Annotated in this window: 13 protein-coding genes, 4 tRNA genes and 1 pseudogene; 8 read left to right on the top strand and 10 right to left on the bottom strand. The window is 69.1% G+C overall.

All coding sequences use genetic code 11. The features are described from left to right. Positions 1 to 13: 13 nt before the first annotated feature. The 4 genes from ACVNF4_RS09120 (at position 14) to purM (ending at position 4,239) form a co-directional block, all read left to right on the top strand. Positions 14 to 652 carry a TetR/AcrR family transcriptional regulator gene (locus ACVNF4_RS09120; protein ID WP_461802192.1) on the top strand — a complete coding sequence of 213 codons (639 nt, stop codon included), beginning with the start codon at positions 14 to 16 and terminating at the stop codon, positions 650 to 652. Between the two features lie 10 nt (positions 653 to 662). Beyond that, complete coding sequence (locus tag ACVNF4_RS09115; RefSeq protein WP_461802191.1) at positions 663 to 1,448, top strand: maleylpyruvate isomerase family mycothiol-dependent enzyme; 786 nt, start codon at positions 663 to 665, stop codon at positions 1,446 to 1,448. A 165-nt stretch (positions 1,449 to 1,613) separates the two neighbouring features. Then, positions 1,614 to 3,143, top strand: a complete 1,530-nt coding sequence (gene purF, locus ACVNF4_RS09110) for an amidophosphoribosyltransferase (RefSeq protein ID WP_461802190.1) — start codon at positions 1,614 to 1,616, stop codon at positions 3,141 to 3,143. Between the two features lie 31 nt (positions 3,144 to 3,174). Next, a complete protein-coding gene (gene purM, locus ACVNF4_RS09105) occupies positions 3,175 to 4,239 on the top strand; it encodes a phosphoribosylformylglycinamidine cyclo-ligase (RefSeq protein ID WP_461802189.1) in 1,065 nt (354 codons plus the stop codon). A gap of 99 nt (positions 4,240 to 4,338) precedes the next feature. On the opposite strand, the gene ACVNF4_RS09100 is transcribed toward purM, so the two are convergent. Next, positions 4,339 to 4,602 carry a DUF3073 domain-containing protein gene (locus ACVNF4_RS09100; protein ID WP_461802188.1) on the bottom strand — a complete coding sequence of 88 codons (264 nt, stop codon included), beginning with the start codon at positions 4,600 to 4,602 and terminating at the stop codon, positions 4,339 to 4,341. A 293-nt stretch (positions 4,603 to 4,895) separates the two neighbouring features. Continuing rightward, positions 4,896 to 5,987, bottom strand: coding sequence for a Leu/Phe/Val dehydrogenase (locus ACVNF4_RS09095; protein ID WP_461802187.1), 1,092 nt, complete (start codon positions 5,985 to 5,987; stop codon positions 4,896 to 4,898). 219 nt (positions 5,988 to 6,206) lie between these two features. On the opposite strand from ACVNF4_RS09095, the gene ACVNF4_RS09090 reads away from it, so the two are divergent. Then, the gene (locus tag ACVNF4_RS09090; RefSeq protein ID WP_461802186.1) at positions 6,207 to 7,049 is read left to right on the top strand and encodes a hypothetical protein; all 843 of its coding nucleotides are present in this window, start codon (positions 6,207 to 6,209) and stop codon (positions 7,047 to 7,049) included. Between the two features lie 547 nt (positions 7,050 to 7,596). Further along, entirely contained in the window at positions 7,597 to 7,803 is a 207-nt protein-coding gene (gene bldC / locus ACVNF4_RS09085) for a developmental transcriptional regulator BldC (RefSeq protein ID WP_003949541.1), read from the top strand. 901 nt (positions 7,804 to 8,704) lie between these two features. Here bldC and ACVNF4_RS09080 read toward each other — a convergent pair. The 8 genes from ACVNF4_RS09080 to ACVNF4_RS09045 form a co-directional block, all read right to left on the bottom strand. Further along, positions 8,705 to 8,779 (bottom strand) — tRNA-Asp (locus ACVNF4_RS09080). A 98-nt stretch (positions 8,780 to 8,877) separates the two neighbouring features. After that, positions 8,878 to 12,855, bottom strand: a complete 3,978-nt coding sequence (gene hrpA / locus ACVNF4_RS09075; protein ID WP_461802185.1) for an ATP-dependent RNA helicase HrpA — start codon at positions 12,853 to 12,855, stop codon at positions 8,878 to 8,880. A gap of 86 nt (positions 12,856 to 12,941) precedes the next feature. Further along, the gene (locus ACVNF4_RS09070; protein ID WP_461802184.1) at positions 12,942 to 13,208 is read right to left on the bottom strand and encodes a Txe/YoeB family addiction module toxin; all 267 of its coding nucleotides are present in this window, start codon (positions 13,206 to 13,208) and stop codon (positions 12,942 to 12,944) included. Continuing rightward, positions 13,205 to 13,486: a type II toxin-antitoxin system Phd/YefM family antitoxin gene (locus ACVNF4_RS09065; protein ID WP_461802183.1), complete on the bottom strand. Its 282-nt coding sequence runs from the start codon at positions 13,484 to 13,486 to the stop codon at positions 13,205 to 13,207. The genes ACVNF4_RS09070 and ACVNF4_RS09065 overlap by 4 nt, the downstream gene beginning before the upstream one ends. A 280-nt stretch (positions 13,487 to 13,766) precedes the next feature. Then, a tRNA-Phe gene (locus ACVNF4_RS09060) sits at positions 13,767 to 13,840 on the bottom strand. A 29-nt stretch (positions 13,841 to 13,869) separates the two neighbouring features. After that, a tRNA-Asp gene (locus ACVNF4_RS09055) sits at positions 13,870 to 13,944 on the bottom strand. 36 nt (positions 13,945 to 13,980) lie between these two features. Continuing rightward, positions 13,981 to 14,053 (bottom strand) — tRNA-Glu (locus tag ACVNF4_RS09050). 81 nt (positions 14,054 to 14,134) lie between these two features. Then, entirely contained in the window at positions 14,135 to 15,568 is a 1,434-nt protein-coding gene (locus tag ACVNF4_RS09045; protein WP_461802182.1) for a metallophosphoesterase family protein, read from the bottom strand. Between the two features lie 56 nt (positions 15,569 to 15,624). Here ACVNF4_RS09045 and ACVNF4_RS09040 point away from each other — a divergent pair, with 56 nt between their 5' ends. Together ACVNF4_RS09040 and ACVNF4_RS09035 are read left to right on the top strand one after the other, a co-directional pair. Beyond that, complete coding sequence (locus ACVNF4_RS09040; RefSeq protein ID WP_355881431.1) at positions 15,625 to 15,975, top strand: metallopeptidase family protein; 351 nt, start codon at positions 15,625 to 15,627, stop codon at positions 15,973 to 15,975. A gap of 67 nt (positions 15,976 to 16,042) precedes the next feature. Next, a pseudogene (locus tag ACVNF4_RS09035) lies at positions 16,043 to 16,377 on the top strand (hypothetical protein); the annotation flags it as partial.

Genomic DNA, 16,377 nt, shown 5'->3' with positions numbered 1-16,377 from the left:
GTAAGGTGACCGCATGGCCGAGACCGAGGGGCTCCGCGAGCGCAAGAAGCGGCAGACGCTGATCCGGATCCACCGGACGGCGGTCGCGCTGTTCGCGGAGAAGGGGTTCGACGCGGTGTCCGTGCAGGAGGTCGCGGACGCCTCCGAGGTGTCCAAGATGACCGTCTTCAACTACTTCGGCACCAAGGAGGACCTGGTCTTCCTGCCGATGCAGGACCATTTCTTCGACGCGGCGAAGGCCGTCCGCGAGCGCCCGTCGGGCGAGTCCGCCGCAGCGGCCGTCCGCAGGCAGTTCCTGGAGCTGGTCGAGGCGCGCGACCCGGGGGTCGGCCTCCAGGACGCACCCTTCGTCCGCCGCATCCGCGCGGTGATCCTCGAAACCCCGGCCCTGAGGGAACGCGCGTACCTGACGTCCGAACGCGGCGCCCGGCAGCTCGCCGACCTCCTCACCGAGGAGACCGGCGACCCCACCCTCGCCCTCATCGCCGCCGCCACCCTCACCGCGACCCGCAACGCCCTGATCGAGGAGCACCACCGCCGCATCGACGCCGGCGAGACCGTGGAGGAGATCACGCGAGACGCCGCGACCCGCGCCCGGCACGCGTTCGCACTGATCGAAAAGGGCCTGAGCGGCTACGCGGTCAAGGCATAGGCTCCGGCCCATGCCCCCGGCCAAGAAGCGCCCCCGCACCTACGACCCCGCCAAGACCCGAGCAGCGGTCCTGGCCCAGCTCGCCCACCTGGACCAGGCCGCACGCACCCTCACCGAACCCCAGCTCGCCCGCCCCACCCGCCTCGGCGACTGGACCGTCCGCGAGCTGATCGCGCACATCGGCATGGCGGTCACCGCGATCGACCGAGCCCTCGCCCTCCCGGAACCCCCGAAGCAGGACGCCACCCTCCTGGACTGGCCGTTCGCGACGGCGGCCGGTGCGACGGCGATCGACGAGTTCACCCGCAAGCTGGCCGAGACCCCCACGGACCTGGACGCCATCGCCCGCGCCCTCGCCGACCGGCTCGACGAGCACCCCGGCACCCGCCTCCTGCGGACGAACGTGGGAGCCCTCCCCCTCGCCGACTACCTGGTGACCCGCACGGTCGAACTGGCCGTGCACACGGACGACCTGAACGCGGCCCTCCCGGAAGCCGCCGTCCCCCACGACCGCCAGGCCCTCGCCGCCGCCACCCGGCTCCTCGCCGACGCCCTCGCCCAGAAGGCCCCCGGCGGGTCGACGGAGGTGCGGATCCCGCCCTATGCCGTCGTGCAGTGCGTGGAAGGTCCGAGGCACACGCGGGGCACCCCGCCGAACGTCGTCGAGACCGACCCGCTCACCTGGATCAGGCTGGCGACAGGCCGTCTGAGCTGGGCAGAGGCCAGAGACCGAGCCCAGCTCACCGCCAGCGGCGAACGCGCCGACCTCACCCCCTACCTCCCTTTGATGTCGTAGGCCACGAAGTCCCGAATGATGTGCGACACCTCACTCACCAGTACGGCAAACAGCACCCCCTGACCCCACCCGCACCGCGCTGACCAGGGGAAACGCTTGAACGGCCGACTACCGGCCGGTATCCCCAATTCGGACCAGTGGTCGATCTCGCCTACACTCGGAGCCGTGCCACGTGGTGACGGTCGACTCAGTCATGATCTGCTCCCCGGTGAGAAGGGCCCCCAGGACGCCTGCGGCGTCTTCGGAGTCTGGGCTCCCGGCGAAGAGGTCGCCAAACTCACTTACTTCGGGCTGTACGCCCTCCAGCATCGGGGCCAGGAATCCGCGGGAATCGCGGTCAGCAACGGCTCCCAGATCCTCGTCTTCAAGGACATGGGGCTCGTCTCCCAGGTCTTCGACGAGACCTCCCTCGGCTCCCTCCAGGGTCATATCGCGGTCGGTCACGCCCGCTACTCGACCACCGGGGCCTCCACCTGGGAGAACGCCCAGCCGACGTTCCGTGCCACCGCGCACGGCTCGATCGCGCTCGGCCACAACGGCAACCTCGTCAACACCGCGCAGCTCGCGGAGATGGTCGCCGACCTCCCCAAGAAGGAGGGCGGCCGGACCCCCCGCGTCGCCGCCACCAACGACACCGACCTGCTGACGGCCCTGCTGGCCGCCCAGACGGACGACGAGGGCGAACCCCTGACCATCGAGGAGGCCGCCCACGCGGTCCTCCCGAAGGTCCGCGGCGCCTTCAGCCTCGTCTTCATGGACCAGCACACGCTGTACGCGGCCCGCGACCCGCAGGGCATCCGCCCGCTGGTCCTCGGCCGCCTGGAGCGCGGCTGGGTCGTCGCCTCGGAGACCGCCGCCCTCGACATCACGGGCGCCAGCTTCGTCCGCGAGATCGAACCCGGCGAGTTCATCGCGATCGACGAGAACGGTCTGCGCACCTCGCGATTCGCGGATGCGAAGCCCAAGGGCTGTGTCTTCGAGTACGTGTACCTCGCGCGCCCCGACACCGACATCGCCGGCCGGAACGTCTACGCCTCCCGCGTCCAGATGGGCCGTCTGCTGGCCAAGGAAGCCCCCGCCGAAGCCGACCTCGTCATAGCGACCCCGGAGTCCGGCACCCCCGCCGCGATCGGGTACGCCGAGGCGTCCGGCATCCCCTTCGGCAACGGCCTCGTCAAGAACGCCTACGTCGGCCGGACCTTCATCCAGCCCTCGCAGACCATCCGGCAGCTCGGCATCCGCCTCAAGCTGAACCCGCTCAAGGACGTCATCAAGGGCAAGCGCCTGGTCGTCGTCGACGACTCGATCGTCCGCGGCAACACCCAGCGCGCCCTGGTCCGCATGCTCCGGGAGGCGGGCGCCGCCGAGGTCCACATCCGGATCTCCTCCCCGCCGGTGAAGTGGCCCTGCTTCTTCGGCATCGACTTCGCGACCCGCGCCGAACTCATCGCCAACGGCATGACCGTCGACGAGATCGGCACGAGCCTCGGCGCCGACTCCCTGGCGTACATCTCCATCGACGGCATGATCGAGGCGACGACCATCGCCAAGCCGAACCTCTGCCGCGCCTGCTTCGACGGCGAGTACCCGATGGAGCTGCCGGACCCCGAGCTGCTCGGCAAGCAGCTCCTGGAGACCGAGCTGGCGGCAGGCACGGCGGCGCCGGCCGCCGTGGACGCGATCCGTCGCCCGTAAGCCTCCGCAGGACGAAACGAAAGTCACAGTCATGTCTGAGACCACCGGTGCCAGCTACGCCTCCGCCGGCGTCGACATCGAGGCGGGCGACCGCGCCGTAGAACTCATGAAGGAGTGGGTGAAGAAGACGCAGCGCCCCGAGGTCCTCGGTGGCCTCGGCGGCTTCGCCGGCCTCTTCGACGCCTCCGCCCTCAAGGGGTACGACCGTCCCCTCCTCGCCTCCGCCACGGACGGCGTCGGCACGAAGGTCGACATCGCCCGCCGCCTCGGCGTCTACGACACGATCGGCCACGACCTGGTCGCCATGGTCATGGACGACATCGTGGTGTGCGGCGCCGAACCCCTCTTCATGACCGACTACATCTGCGTCGGCAAGGTCCACCCCGAGCGTGTCGCCGCGATCGTCAAGGGCATCGCCGAAGGCTGCGTCCTGGCCGGCTGCGCCCTGATCGGCGGCGAGACGGCCGAGCACCCCGGTCTCCTCGGCCCGGACGACTTCGACGTCGCCGGCGCGGGCACCGGCGTGGTGGAGGCCGACCGCCTCCTCGGCGCGGAGCGCATCCGCGAGGGCGACACGGTCATCGCGATGGCCGCGTCCGGCCTGCACTCCAACGGGTACTCCCTGGTCCGCCACGTCCTCCTGGACCAGGCGAAGCTCTCCCTGGACGCCGAGATCGCGGAGCTCGGCCGCACGCTGGGCGCCGAACTCCTGGAGCCCACCAAGATCTACTCCCTGGACTGCCTCGCGCTCACCCGCACGGCGGACGTCCACGCCTACTCGCACATCACCGGCGGCGGCCTCGCGGCCAACCTCGCCCGGGTGATCCCCGACACCCTCCACGCCGTGGTCGACCGCTCGACCTGGACCCCGGCCCCGATCTTCGACCTCGTCGGCAAGACGGGCCAGGTGGCACGCCTCGAACTGGAGAAGACCCTCAACATGGGCGTCGGCATGATCGCCATCGTCCCCGAGGAAGCCACTGACGTGGCCCTGACGACCTTGGCGGACCGCGGGGTGGACGCGTGGGTCGCGGGGGAGATCGAGGCGCGTGGAAGCCACGAGACGGGCGCGGAGCTGGTGGGCGACTACGCCTGATCAGCCCACCCCGCCTCAGAGAGGCGGCCTTCGGAGGGCAGCACAAAACCCGGTCCGATGATCCCCGGACCGGGTCGGGTGCGGCCAAACCGTCGGGGGTTATGCCCCGCGACGATGTTGGTTTTGGGATGAGGGCGACTCATCGTCGTCCTCATCGTCCCCGTACAGCTCGGCGTACCGTGCGTACGGGTCATCCTGCCCATCATCATCGTCGTCGTCCTCGAACGGCTCAGCGTTCGGCGGAACAGTCGATGGCGATGCGCCCAGCTCATTGGCCAGGCGTGAGAGATCCGTCCCGCCGCTGTTGTACTTCAGCTGGCGGGCGACCTTCGCTTGCTTGGCCTTGGCCCGGCCGCGCCCCATGGCTCGACCCCCTCAATGACGGGGCTCGACGGCCCCAGAGTCTTGACACGCGTTCATGATCCAGAACGGACTCTCCGTGGAGAGGCCGTCCGTAGGGCTCCCACGGTACCTGAGCCCACACCCATACGGTACGTCGCCCGTGGCGGGCGCGTGCGCCCGGCATCGGTGAGACATGCCGTCATGGCTGGTCAGTGGCGATTTTAACCACTTATTGGCGGCCGACCCGCCGGGAAGAGTGAGAGTTCTCTCCAACTTTCCTCCCGGCGGTACCGCGAGCACGGTCCGGCGACCGGTCACCAGCCCCGCGCGAGAGCCCCCTCGTGCATCCGCTGCTCGGCGATCCGGTCGGCCGCGGCGGCCGGCGGAATCCCATCCGACTTCGCACGTGCGAATATCGCCAACGTCGTGTCGTAGATGCCGGCCGCCTTCGCCTTGCACCGCTCGAAGTCGAACCCGTGCAGCTCGTCGGCGACCTGGATGACCCCGCCCGCGTTCACGACGTAGTCCGGCGCGTAGAGGATCCCCCGGTCGGCGAGGTCCTTCTCGACGCCGGGGTGGGCGAGCTGGTTGTTGGCGGCGCCGCACACCACGGACGCGGTCAGCACCGGCACGCTCTCGTCGTCCAGCGCACCGCCCAGCGCACACGGCGCGTACACGTCGAGCCCCTCGACGCGGATCAGCGCGTCGGTGTCGTCGACGGCCCGGACCTGCGGGTGCAGATCGAGGACGCGGCGGACGGCGTCGTCCCGCACATCGGTGACGACGACCTCGGCGCCCTCCGCCAGCAGGTGGCCGACGAGGTGGTGGCCGACCTTGCCGACCCCGGCGATGCCGATCCGGCGGCCGGCGAGGGTGGGGTCGCCCCAGAGGTGCTCGGCGCTGGCGCGCATGCCCTGGTAGACGCCGAACGCGGTGAGGATCGAGGAGTCGCCGGCGCCGCCGTTCTCCGGGGAGCGTCCGGTCGTCCAGCGGCACTCGCGGGCGACGACGTCCATGTCGGCGACGTACGTGCCGACGTCGCACGCGGTGACGTACCGGCCGCCCAGCGAGGCCACGAACCGGCCGTAGGCGAGGAGGAGTTCCTCGCTCTTGTCGCGCAGCGGGTCCCCGATGATCACGGCCTTGCCGCCGCCGTGGTCGAGCCCGGCCATGGCGTTCTTGTACGACATCCCGCGCGCGAGGTTCAGCGCGTCGGCGACGGCCGCCTCCTCGGAGGCGTACGGGTAGAACCGCGTCCCCCCGAGACCGGGGCCGAGAGCGGTGGAGTGCAGGGCGATGACGGCCTTCAGGCCGGACTTGCGGTCCTGGCAGAGCACGACTTGCTCATGACCACCCTGATCGGAGTGGAACAGGGTGTGCAGGACGCCGTCGGATACGTCGGTCACGGTAGTGACTCCCAAGTAACTAGCGGCGGTTGGGGCTCAAGCCCCATACAGGTGGCGGGGCCTGTGGCACGAGCGTAGGGCCTTTTCGGACACCGGATGCGCTGTGTGAGGGATCACCCACGAGAGGTGTACGCACGTGCGACGATTTGCGCGGCTTTCGGGTTCGTCCGTGATCGGTCGGGCAGGTTTTCCGACCGGCCGGGTGGGGAGGGAGGAGGGGTGCCCAAGGTGTCCTCGGTGACCGTCCCGTACGCGGCCTATCTGCGCGTGTACGAGCCCCTGGCCGCCTTCCCCGAGCCGGAGCGCGCGCACTGGGCGAACTACGCCCGGCGTCCGCGCAGGCCGTCGTACCAGGACGAACTGCGCCGTTCGCTCGCCGACCTGCTGCCCACGCCGCCGGTCGCGGTGCCGGTGCACGAGAGCACCGACGCGTTCGTGATCGAGGCGAACGGCGTGCTGTGCGTGTGCCCCTGGCGGACCCGGCTGCGCGGCTGGCAGGCGCTCGGTGAGCTGGGCGAGATGCTGCCGCCGCCGGTCCTCGACGCGGTGCTCCCCGAGGTCGTACGGCGGCAGGCGGCCCAGGACTACGACCGCTGGAGGGAGCGGAACCCGGACGCCCGCCCCTGGATCCGGACGGCGACCTGGCAGATCCCGCTGAACTGGTTCGTGCTCGTCGCGGACGAGGAGCGGCGCTTCGACAAGGGCACCGCCGACGAGCGGCCCACCCTGCGCTACCGGACACCGATGGTGCAGGCCAGGCGGCGGGTCGCGCGGGGGCTGAAGGCGCTCAGGGCCGCGATCGACGAAGGGCCGATGCTCGACGGGCTCGTGGACGTCGGGCGCTGGCTGGAGGAGTTCCACCCCCGCTCGCTCGTCGAACTCGACTACGGCGGGCTCGTGCATGTGCTGCCCGCCGGCGAGCTGGAGATCGACCACTCCGCGGCGGACGTCGCCGAGGGGATCGAGGCGTTGCGGCGCGAGGACGGCGAGGCGGCCGGGGAGGCGTACGGGCGGCTGGTCGAGCGGTGGCGGGCGGTCCGGGACCTGCGCTCCGCGAACTGAGCGGTTGGTCAACGGGACGTCACAAGTAACTGATCCGTCATCAAGTGTGACGCAGGTCACGGCTCGAACGTTGTCGAACAGCGTACGGTCTGCCGTACTTCGTCCTGAGGTTCGGAAACTGACGGGACGTTGGTCCCGATCCGGGCTTTTGTGTCAAGCGTGACAGACCGCACGTAACTGACTCTTGCGTCCCTCGCCGTTCCTCGTGCCAAAATAGGACAAGGAGCCCGGGGGAGGCTCTGTCTCAGCATTACATGCTTTGGGGGGTCTTGTGACTCCTGATCGCCGCTGTGACTGATCGTCACAGTGGTGTGACTGTCCGCTATGGCATGGTCCATCGGCTTCCGCGGCTGATGACTACCTGGGAGGGCAATTCCATCGGTTTGGCCGACGCGGCTGGACAGATGGTGTAGTTGTAGTGCCGAGGACAAGCCGTTCGTCCTATAACCGACTCGACTCGCGTCCGCCCATTTCGGGCAACGCGGGTCAAGGTGCAGAATTTAGAGGAAAGAACCGAGAAGGTTCGGTTCTCCCGAGGAGGCCGCTCATGACCGCTCGCACCCCTGATGCTGAGCCGCTGCTGACCCCGGCTGAGGTCGCCACCATGTTCCGTGTCGACCCCAAGACGGTCACGCGGTGGGCGAAGGCCGGGAAGCTCACGTCCATCCGTACGCTCGGCGGGCACCGTCGCTATCGCGAGGCCGAGGTTCGCGCACTGCTTGCGGGGATTCCGCAGCAGCGCAGCGAAGCCTGAAAGCCGACTGACCGGGCATTTCGGCGGTTCCCCCATCAGCCGTGATGCTCACACGATTCACCGCTCGACCGCATTGCCGCACCACAGCTTCATCTGACACGGGCCCTGCCCCAACAGGCCCCTGACCCATCTCGGGTGTGTCGTCGATCGCGCTGGACTCCGCCGGGTCCAGCGCGATCTTTTTTGTGTGCGTGCAAGTGCTTACGGGGTGCTCCTGTGAGCGACCTTGTCGCCCTCTGATCGTCTCTGTCGGATCACCCGTGACGACTCTCCCGGAGTGGTGCAATTGCACATATTAAATTGACCCCTTGTAGGAGGCTGGTAAGAACCCTCCTCCCTCAAACAAACCACGTGACACCCATCACACCCTCACACCCTTGCCCCCAACCCCCCACTCCCGTAAGGGACTTCCCTCTCTCTGCTATACCTACCCGCGAAGGCGCCGCTAGCCACCTCGACTTCGGGGGGCGAGGAAGATCGCTTGGAGGGGGGTGTGAGGGGCCGCGAGGCCGGCTGTGAGGTTCCGGCCGCCCCGGGGCGCCACCAGCGCCCCCAGCGGCCTTGAGGGGCCTCTGGTTCTGACGGGTAGCCAGGAGGGCTTGAGGCAAACACGAAGCAGGCCCGTCATCCTGAGCGGATGCGGGCCTCTCGCGTGATGCGGTCCTGACGGGATTTGCTGTGTCTGATTGCGGCTCCGCCGCGGGCTCGGCCTCCGCCTCGCGTGCGGCTGACCTGCCGTCAGCACCAAAGGCGCCGCCGAGCCACGTCGATGTGCGCGATGACCTGCGCGTTCCGCGTACTTGATCGGCTACACCGCTTAGCGGGACGCCGCCCGGCAGGGTGGCAGGCGGATGCGAAGGAGGCCCGTCATCCTGAATGGATGCGGGCCTCTTGCGTAGTGCGGTCCTGACGGGATTTGAACCCGCGGCCTCCACCTTGACAGGGTGGCGAGCACTCCAAACTGCTCCACAGGACCTTGCGTTTGCGGCTTTGGGGTTGGCTTCCCTGGGCTGCGAGAAGGACTGTACAGGAGGGTGAGTGGTCAGGTCGAACTCACCCTCCGTGAGCGTGGAGTTACGGGGCTTCGGTGTCGATTGCCTTCACGATCCGCTTGTCGGAGATGGGGTGGGCCGTGCCCAGCGCGTGGGCGAAGTAGCTGACTCGGAGTTCCTCGATCATCCAGCGGATGTCCAGGACCGAGGTGGGGACGGGGCGGCCCTGGGGGAGCTGCTCCAGGAGCCAGGCGTACTCGTCCTGCATCTCGTGGACCTTCTCCATGCGGGTGGTGTCCCGCTGGACGTTGGTCGGCATCTGCTGGAGACGGCGGTCCACGGCCACCAGGTAGCGCATCAGGTCCGGTAGTCGGCGAATGCCTGCCGCCGTTACGAAACCGGGCCGCACCAACGCGTCCAACTGCGCCCGTACGTCCCGCAGGTTCGCCAGCAGCGCGGGGCTGCTGACGGCCTTGAGGCGCCGCTCGGCGGCCTGCCAGGCGGCGAGGACCTGCTGGACGGCCCCGACGGTCCGGACGGTCGTGTCGACGATCTCCGCGCGGACCTTGTCGTACAGCTTCCGGTACGAGGACTCGTCCCAGGCAGGGCCCCCGAAGTCCCGGATCAGCTTGTCGGCGGCGGCCATCGCGCAGTCGTCGAACAGCGCCTGGATCGAACCGTGCGGATTCGCCGACAACGCCAGCTTCTGCGCGTTGGTCAGCTTCTCGGAAGCGAACTTTGCGGGGTTGACCGGAATGTTGCGCAGGATCAGCCGCCGCGTCCCCGTCCACATCGCCTGCTGCTGCTCGGCCTCCGTGTCGAAGAGCCGTACGGAGACCGTGTCCCCGTCGTCCACGAGCGCCGGATACGCCTTGACCGGCTGTCCACCGCGCCGCGTCTCGAACACCCGGGTCAGCGAACCGATCGTCCAGTCCGTGAGCCCCTTGCGCTCCAGGGACTCCCCGCCCTCCCGCTCGGCGGCGTGCGCGGCGACCTTGGACAGGGCCTGCCGGGCCTTCGGCTTCAGCTGGAGGCGCAGCGCCTCAAGGTCCTTGTCCTCGGCCAGTTTCCGGCGCCGCTCGTCGACGATCCGGAACGTGATCCGCAGATGCTCCGGGATACGCGACCAGTCGAAGTCGTCCGCGTCGAAGGGGACTCCGACCATCCGCTTCAACTCCCGCGCCATGGCGGTCGTCAGGGGTTCCTGGAGAGGCACCGCCGCGTCCAGGAAGCGTGTCGCGAAGTTCGGTGCCGGGACGTAGTTGCGGCGGATCGGCTTGGGGAGGGAGCGGATCAGCTCGGTCACCAACTCCTCGCGCAGGCCCGGGATCTGCCAGTCGAAGCCGTCGTCCGTGACCTGGTTGAGGACCTGGAGGGGGATGTGGACGGTCACGCCGTCCGCGTCCGCGCCGGGCTCGAACTGGTACGTCACACGGAACTTGAGCTGACCCTGGCGCCAACTGTCGGGATAGTCCGCCTTGGTGACCGCCTCGGCGGACTCCCGGATGAGCATCTCGCGCTCGAAGTCGAGGAACTCCGGCTGCTCGTGCCGCTTGTGCTTCCACCAGGAGTCGAAGTGGGCGCCGGAGACGACGTGTTCGGGCACCCGGGCGTCGTAGAAGTCGAAGAGGGTGTCGTCGTCGACGACGATGTCCCGGCGCCGGGCGCGGTGCTCCAACTCCTCTACTTCGCTGAGGAGTTTGCGGTTGTCCGCGAAGAATTTGTGGTGCGTGCGCCAGTCGCCCTCCACCAGCGCGTTGCGGATGAACAGCTCGCGGCTCACCTCGGCGTCGATCCGGCCGTAGTTGACCTTGCGCTGGGCGACGAGGAGGACGCCGTACAGCGTGACCTTCTCGTAGGCCATCACCGCGGCGAGGTCCTTCTCCCAGTGCGGTTCGGAGTAGGTCCGCTTCAGGAGGTGCTCGGCGAGGGGCTCGACCCACTCGGGTTCGATGCGGGCGTTGACGCGGGCCCAGAGGCGGGAGGTCTCCACCAGTTCGGCGGACATCACGAAACGCGGGGGCTTCTTGAAGAGCGCGGAACCCGGGAAGATCGCGAACTTGGCGCTGCGGGCGCCGAGATACTCGTTCCGCCCGCCTTCCTTGCGCGGGTTCGACGTCGCGTCCTTGCTCTCCTTCACGTCCTTCATCCCCACATGGGAGAGGAGACCGGCGAGGAGGGAGACGTGGATGCGGTCGGCGTCGGCGTCCTGCTCGTTGAGGTGGATGCCCATCTGCTTGGCGACCGTGCGCAGTTGGGTGTAGATGTCCTGCCACTCCCGGATGCGCAGGAAGTTCAGGTACTCCTGCTTGCACATCCGGCGGAACGACGACGAGCCGCGCTCGCGCTGCTGCTCCCGCACGTACCGCCACAGGTTCAGGTAGGCCAGGAAGTCGCTGGTCTCGTCCTTGAAGCGGGCGTGCTGCTGGTCGGCCTGGGCCTGTTTGTCGGAGGGGCGTTCGCGCGGGTCCTGGATGGAGAGCGCGGCGGCTATCACCATGACCTCGCGGGCACAGCCGTTCTTGTCGGCCTCCAGGACCATGCGGGCGAGGCGGGGGTCGACCGGGAGCTGGGCCAGTTTCCGGCCCATCTGCGTGAGCCGTTTGCGCGGGTCCTTCTCCGCCGGGTCCAGCGCGTTCAGCTCCTGGAGGAGTTGGACGCCGTCGCGGATGTTGCGGTGGTCCGGCGGGTCGATGAACGGGAACTTCTCGATGTCGCCGAGGCCGGCGGCCGTCATCTGGAGGATGACCGACGCGAGGTTCGTCCGCAGGATCTCCGCGTCCGTGAACTCCGGGCGGGTGAGGAAGTCGTCCTCGGAGTAGAGGCGGATGCAGACGCCGTCCGAGGTACGGCCGCAGCGGCCCTTGCGCTGGTTGGCGCTGGCCTGGCTGACCGCCTCGATGGGGAGGCGCTGGACCTTCGTGCGGTGGCTGTAGCGGCTGATGCGGGCGAAGCCGGGGTCGATGACGTACTTGATGCCGGGGACGGTGAGGGAGGTCTCGGCGACGTTGGTCGCGAGGACGATCCGGCGGCCGGTGTGCTGCTGGAAGACGCGGTGCTGTTCGGCGTGCGAGAGGCGGGCGTACAGGGGGAGGACCTCTGTGAACCTGTACTTCTTCTTCTCCAGCGCGTCGGCGGTGTCCCGGATCTCCCGCTCGCCGGAGAGGAAGACCAGGATGTCTCCCGGTCCCTCCCCTTGCAGCTCCTCGACCGCGTCGCAGATCGCCGTGATCTGGTCGCGGTCGGCGTCGTCGGAGTCGTCCTCCAGGAGCGGGCGGTAGCGGACCTCCACCGGGTACGTCCGGCCGCTGACCTCGATGATCGGGGCGTCGCCGAAGTGGCGGGAGAAGCGTTCCGGGTCGATCGTCGCGGAGGTGATGACGACCTTGAGGTCGGGGCGCTTGGGGAGGAGCTGGGCGAGGTAGCCGAGGAGGAAGTCGATGTTGAGGGAGCGCTCGTGGGCCTCGTCGATGATGATCGTGTCGTAGGCGCGCAGCTCGCGGTCCGTCTGGATCTCCGCGAGGAGGATGCCGTCCGTCATGAGCTTGACGAAGGTGGCCTCCGGGTCGACCTGGTCGGTGAAGCGGACCTTCCAGCCGACGGCCTCACCGAGGGGGGTCTTCAGCTCCTCGGCGACCCGCTCGGCGACGGTTCTGGCGGCGATGCGGCGGGGCTGGGTGTGGCCGATCATGCCTCTCACGCCACGGCCCAGCTCCAGGCAGATCTTGGGGATCTGCGTGGTCTTCCCCGACCCCGTCTCACCGGCGACGATGACGACCTGGTGGTCGCGGATGGCCGCCGCGATGTCGTCCTTCTTCTGGCTGACGGGGAGCTGCTCGGGGTACGAGACGGCGGGGACGCGTGCCGTTCTGGCGGCCATGTCGCCGGCGCGTTTCTCCACCTCCGCCGCGATCTCGGTGAGCACCGCGGTCCGGGCTTCCGGCTTCCGAATCTTCCGCGCACCCTCAAGCCTGCGACCGAGCCGGTGCGCATCGCGCAACGACAGCTCGGTGAGGCGGGAAGCGAGGTTCCCGAGGGCGGGGGCAGGCTGCGTAGACATACGCGACCCAGGATCTCATCCTCGCGAAATTCCTGGCGAACCCTTTTGCCCGGGGTGGGGGGAGTGGCTTCGGGGAGGGCTTTCTGTCAAAGGCGTGTGTAGTGGAAGCGGCAGGCCAGGATATGGATGATGTCGTCTTCGTCGATGCGGTAGACCAGCCGGTGCTCCGAGTCGATGCGGCGTGACCAGTATCCGGATAGATCGTTCCGCAGCGGTTCGGGTTTACCGATGCCCTCGTGGCCGTTCCTGTCGATGTCGGCGATCAGCTGGTTGATTCTTTTCAGCAGCTTGCGATCGTTCGCCTGCCACCACAGGTAGTCGGCCCAGCCGTCGTCGAGGAAGAGAACCTTCACGTGGCGCCCTGCCCGGCCCCGCCGTCGGGGTCCGCCAACTCGCGGACCGTGCCCCCGCCCGCCCGGTCCTGCTCGACGGACCTGCGCAGACGCTCGGCCATCGCGGGCGACCGCAGCAGGTAGTCGGTCTCCTTCAGCGCCTCGTACTCGGCGAGCGAGACGATGACCATCGGTTCATGACCGGCACGGGTGATGACGAGTTCCTCGGCGTCGTTCTCGACCGCGTCGAGGGCATCGGCGATGCCGGCCCGCAGTTCGGTGACACTCATCGTCTTCATGGCGTACAGGATAACGTACGGAATAGCGTACGGGGCAGAAGTCGCCGTTCGGTCCTCAGGCCGCCTGGCGAGGTGACCTACCGCTTTTCAGGCGGTCGCTCGTACCAACTGAGCTACCCAGCCGAGGAGTTGAGCCCGAGGGCTGACTCCAGCGGTCCTGACGGGATTTGCTGTGTCTGATTGCGGCTCCGCCGCGGGCGCGGCCTCCGCCTTGACGGGGTGGAGAGCGGTAGCGGGTACAACAACACCCCCACCGGTTGCCCGGTGGGGGTGTGTGTTGTGGCTGGGGCCGGGGTCGAACCGGCGACCTACCGCTTTTCAGGCGGTCGCTCGTACCAACTGAGCTACCCAGCCGAGGAGTTGAGCCCGAGGGCTAACTCCAGCGGTCCTGACGGGATTTGAACCCGCGGCCTCCACCTTGACAGGGTGGCGAGCACTCCAAACTGCTCCACAGGACCTTGCTTTGTGCGAACAGTGTCGCACAGGGTGTTGCGTGCCCCCAACGGGATTCGAACCCGTGCTACCGCCTTGAAAGGGCGGCGTCCTAGGCCGCTAGACGATGAGGGCTATCGGCCCGCCTGGGCGCTTTGTCAGCGCGTCGGGGACGTCTGAAGCATAGGGGATGCCGGGAGGGATCGCCAAAACGGATTACGAGGGGGAGGGGGACGGGCTTGCCGGGGCCTTGTTCTCGGTGGCGAGGTGGCGGCTGACCTCGGCGGTCGTCTCGCCCAGGCCGCCGAGGCGGATCTCGTCCCAGGCCTGGAGGCGGCGGGTGCCTCGGTCGAAGTAGAGGACGGACGCCTCGACGGGGGCGGGGGACTTCCCTTCGAGGGCGCGGAGGCCGCCCCCGCCGGTCGAGCCCTCGACCTTCAGGCGGGTGCCGTGCTTCATCAGCTCCGTCTTGCGGTGGTGGAGGTGGCCGGCGAGGACGAGCGGGACGGCCCCGTCGGCCTCGCGTGCGGCGGACGGTTCGTGGACGACGGCGACGTCCGCCGGCGGCCCCAGCCGCAGCGCCCCCGCGAGCCGCCGCCCGGCCGCCTCCTGGACGCCCTTCACCTGGGCCGCCGTCCGGTCCGGCGTGAACTCGGGGTCGCCGATGCCGGTGAAGCGCAGCCCGGCGAGGGTGACGGAGCGGCCGTCGTCGAGGACGTGGACCCCGCGCAGGCCGGACATGTAGCGCTGGGTGACCTGGGAGTCGTGGTTGCCGCGCACCCAGACGTACGGCGCTCCCAGCTCGGGGACCGGGTCCAGGAAGACGTTCTCGGCGGCCGACCCGTGGTCCGTCGTGTCGCCGGAGTCGACGATGACGTCCACGTCGTACTGCTCCACCAGGGACGCGACGATCTTCCAGCTCGCCGGGTTGAGGTGGATGTCGGAGACGTGCAGGACGCGGACGGTCGTGGGGTCGGGCTGGTAGGCGGGGAGGGTGGAGGTGGCGTCGTACAGCTTGGTCACGTTCGTCACCAGGCGGGCCAGTTCCCGCTGGTAGACGTCGAAGTCGGTGACGATGCCGCGCGCGTCGCCGACGAGGGAGGGGGCGGAGGCCAGGAGGCCGGAGTAGCGGGGTTCGAGGACGGAGTCGGGGTTCCAGGTGGCGACGGCGGTGGCGCCGGAGGCGGTCAGCAGGGCGAGGGCGAGGCCGCCGGCCAGCAGGGCTCTGCGTGGGCGGCGGTAGACCGCGAGGCCCAGTGCCGTCGCCCCCACGACGACCGCCGCGCAGGAGCGGACCGCGAGGTCGAGGGTGCCGTGGGAGACGTCCCGGGCGACCTCGTCCTGGAGCCCGGACAGGCGCTCGGGGTGGTCGACGAGGGCCTGGGAGCGGGCGGGGTCGAGCTGGTCGACGTTGACGTCGAGGCGGACGGGAGCGGTGTGGGTGGCGAGGGAGAGCGCGCCGAGCGGGGACACGTTGATCTTCGTGCCGCCGGTGAGGGACGGCCGCAGCGTCATCGTCGTCTCCATCGGACCCACCGGCGTGCGGACGTCGCCGACGGTCAGCAGGCCCAGCCAGGCGCCCGCGAGGACGACGGTGATCATGCCGAGGGCGGCTCGCCAGTGGTGCGGGGACTCCTGGAACCGGGACATTGGGGCCGTATGCCCGGGGGCGTGTGCGGATATGTGTCGTGCCGGAGAATGGGGGTGTGCTGGAGATGACGCGCGAGGAGTTCGAGGAGCTGGTCGCCGAGTCGCTCGACCGGATCCCCCCGGAGCTGACGCGGCTCATGGACAACGTGGCGGTGTTCGTCGAGGACGAACCACCCGCCGACGACCCGGAGTTGCTCGGTCTCTACGAGGGGACCCCGCTCACCGACCGGGGCGAGTGGTACGCGGGCGTCCTGCCCGACCGGATCACGATCTACCGGGGGCCGACGCTGCGGATGTGCGCCACGCGTGAGGAGGTCGTCGCGGAGACCGAGGTGACGGTCGTCCACGAGATCGCGCACCACTTCGGGATCGACGACGAGCGGTTGCACGCGCTGGGGTACGGCTGACGCGTGTCCTCTTGTGGGCGGCGGGAGTTGGGGAGGGTGACTTCCTTCCCCACACCCGGAGGCTCCCGTGCGCTCCTGTTCCGTTTCCGTCCGGCTGGCCGCCTCGCTGCTGGCCGTCGCCGCCGCCTCGGGCTGCATGAGCGTGGGGGACGACGGTGCGGGTGCCGGGGTGAAGCCGTCGCCGTCGGCCGGGCGGGCGGGGGGCGCGGAGCCGGAGGGCGGGAAGTCGGGCTCGGGGCGGTACGTGAACGGGCCGAGCCGCGACGGCGACGGCAAGGGCGCGCACGACATCGTCTGTTCCAGAGCAGAGGTCAGCCTGCGCATGACCTTGGAGTGCCAGGACCGCTGCGGTGACTTGACGAAGATCAACGCACCGTCGATGAGCTCGGTGTGCCGTGGGGC

Source organism: Streptomyces sp. S6 (assembly GCF_054880855.1).
Note: the sequence above shows the minus strand (reverse complement) of the source record. Positions and strands in the feature narration are given on the sequence as shown.

Excerpts from the sequence above, each read along its gene's own strand:
- ACVNF4_RS09100 (WP_461802188.1), bottom strand. The coding sequence starts at position 4,602 with ATGGGGCGCGGCCGGGCCAAGGCCAAGCAAGCGAAGGTCGCCCGCCAG.
- ACVNF4_RS09045 (WP_461802182.1), bottom strand. The coding sequence starts at position 15,568 with ATGTCCCGGTTCCAGGAGTCCCCGCACCACTGGCGAGCCGCCCTCGGC.
- ACVNF4_RS09065 (WP_461802183.1), bottom strand. The coding sequence starts at position 13,486 with ATGAAGACGATGAGTGTCACCGAACTGCGGGCCGGCATCGCCGATGCC.
- ACVNF4_RS09115 (WP_461802191.1), top strand. The coding sequence starts at position 663 with ATGCCCCCGGCCAAGAAGCGCCCCCGCACCTACGACCCCGCCAAGACC.
- ACVNF4_RS09120 (WP_461802192.1), top strand. The coding sequence starts at position 14 with ATGGCCGAGACCGAGGGGCTCCGCGAGCGCAAGAAGCGGCAGACGCTG.
- bldC (WP_003949541.1), top strand. The coding sequence starts at position 7,597 with ATGACCGCTCGCACCCCTGATGCTGAGCCGCTGCTGACCCCGGCTGAG.
- hrpA (WP_461802185.1), bottom strand. The coding sequence starts at position 12,855 with ATGTCTACGCAGCCTGCCCCCGCCCTCGGGAACCTCGCTTCCCGCCTC.
- purM (WP_461802189.1), top strand. The coding sequence starts at position 3,175 with ATGTCTGAGACCACCGGTGCCAGCTACGCCTCCGCCGGCGTCGACATC.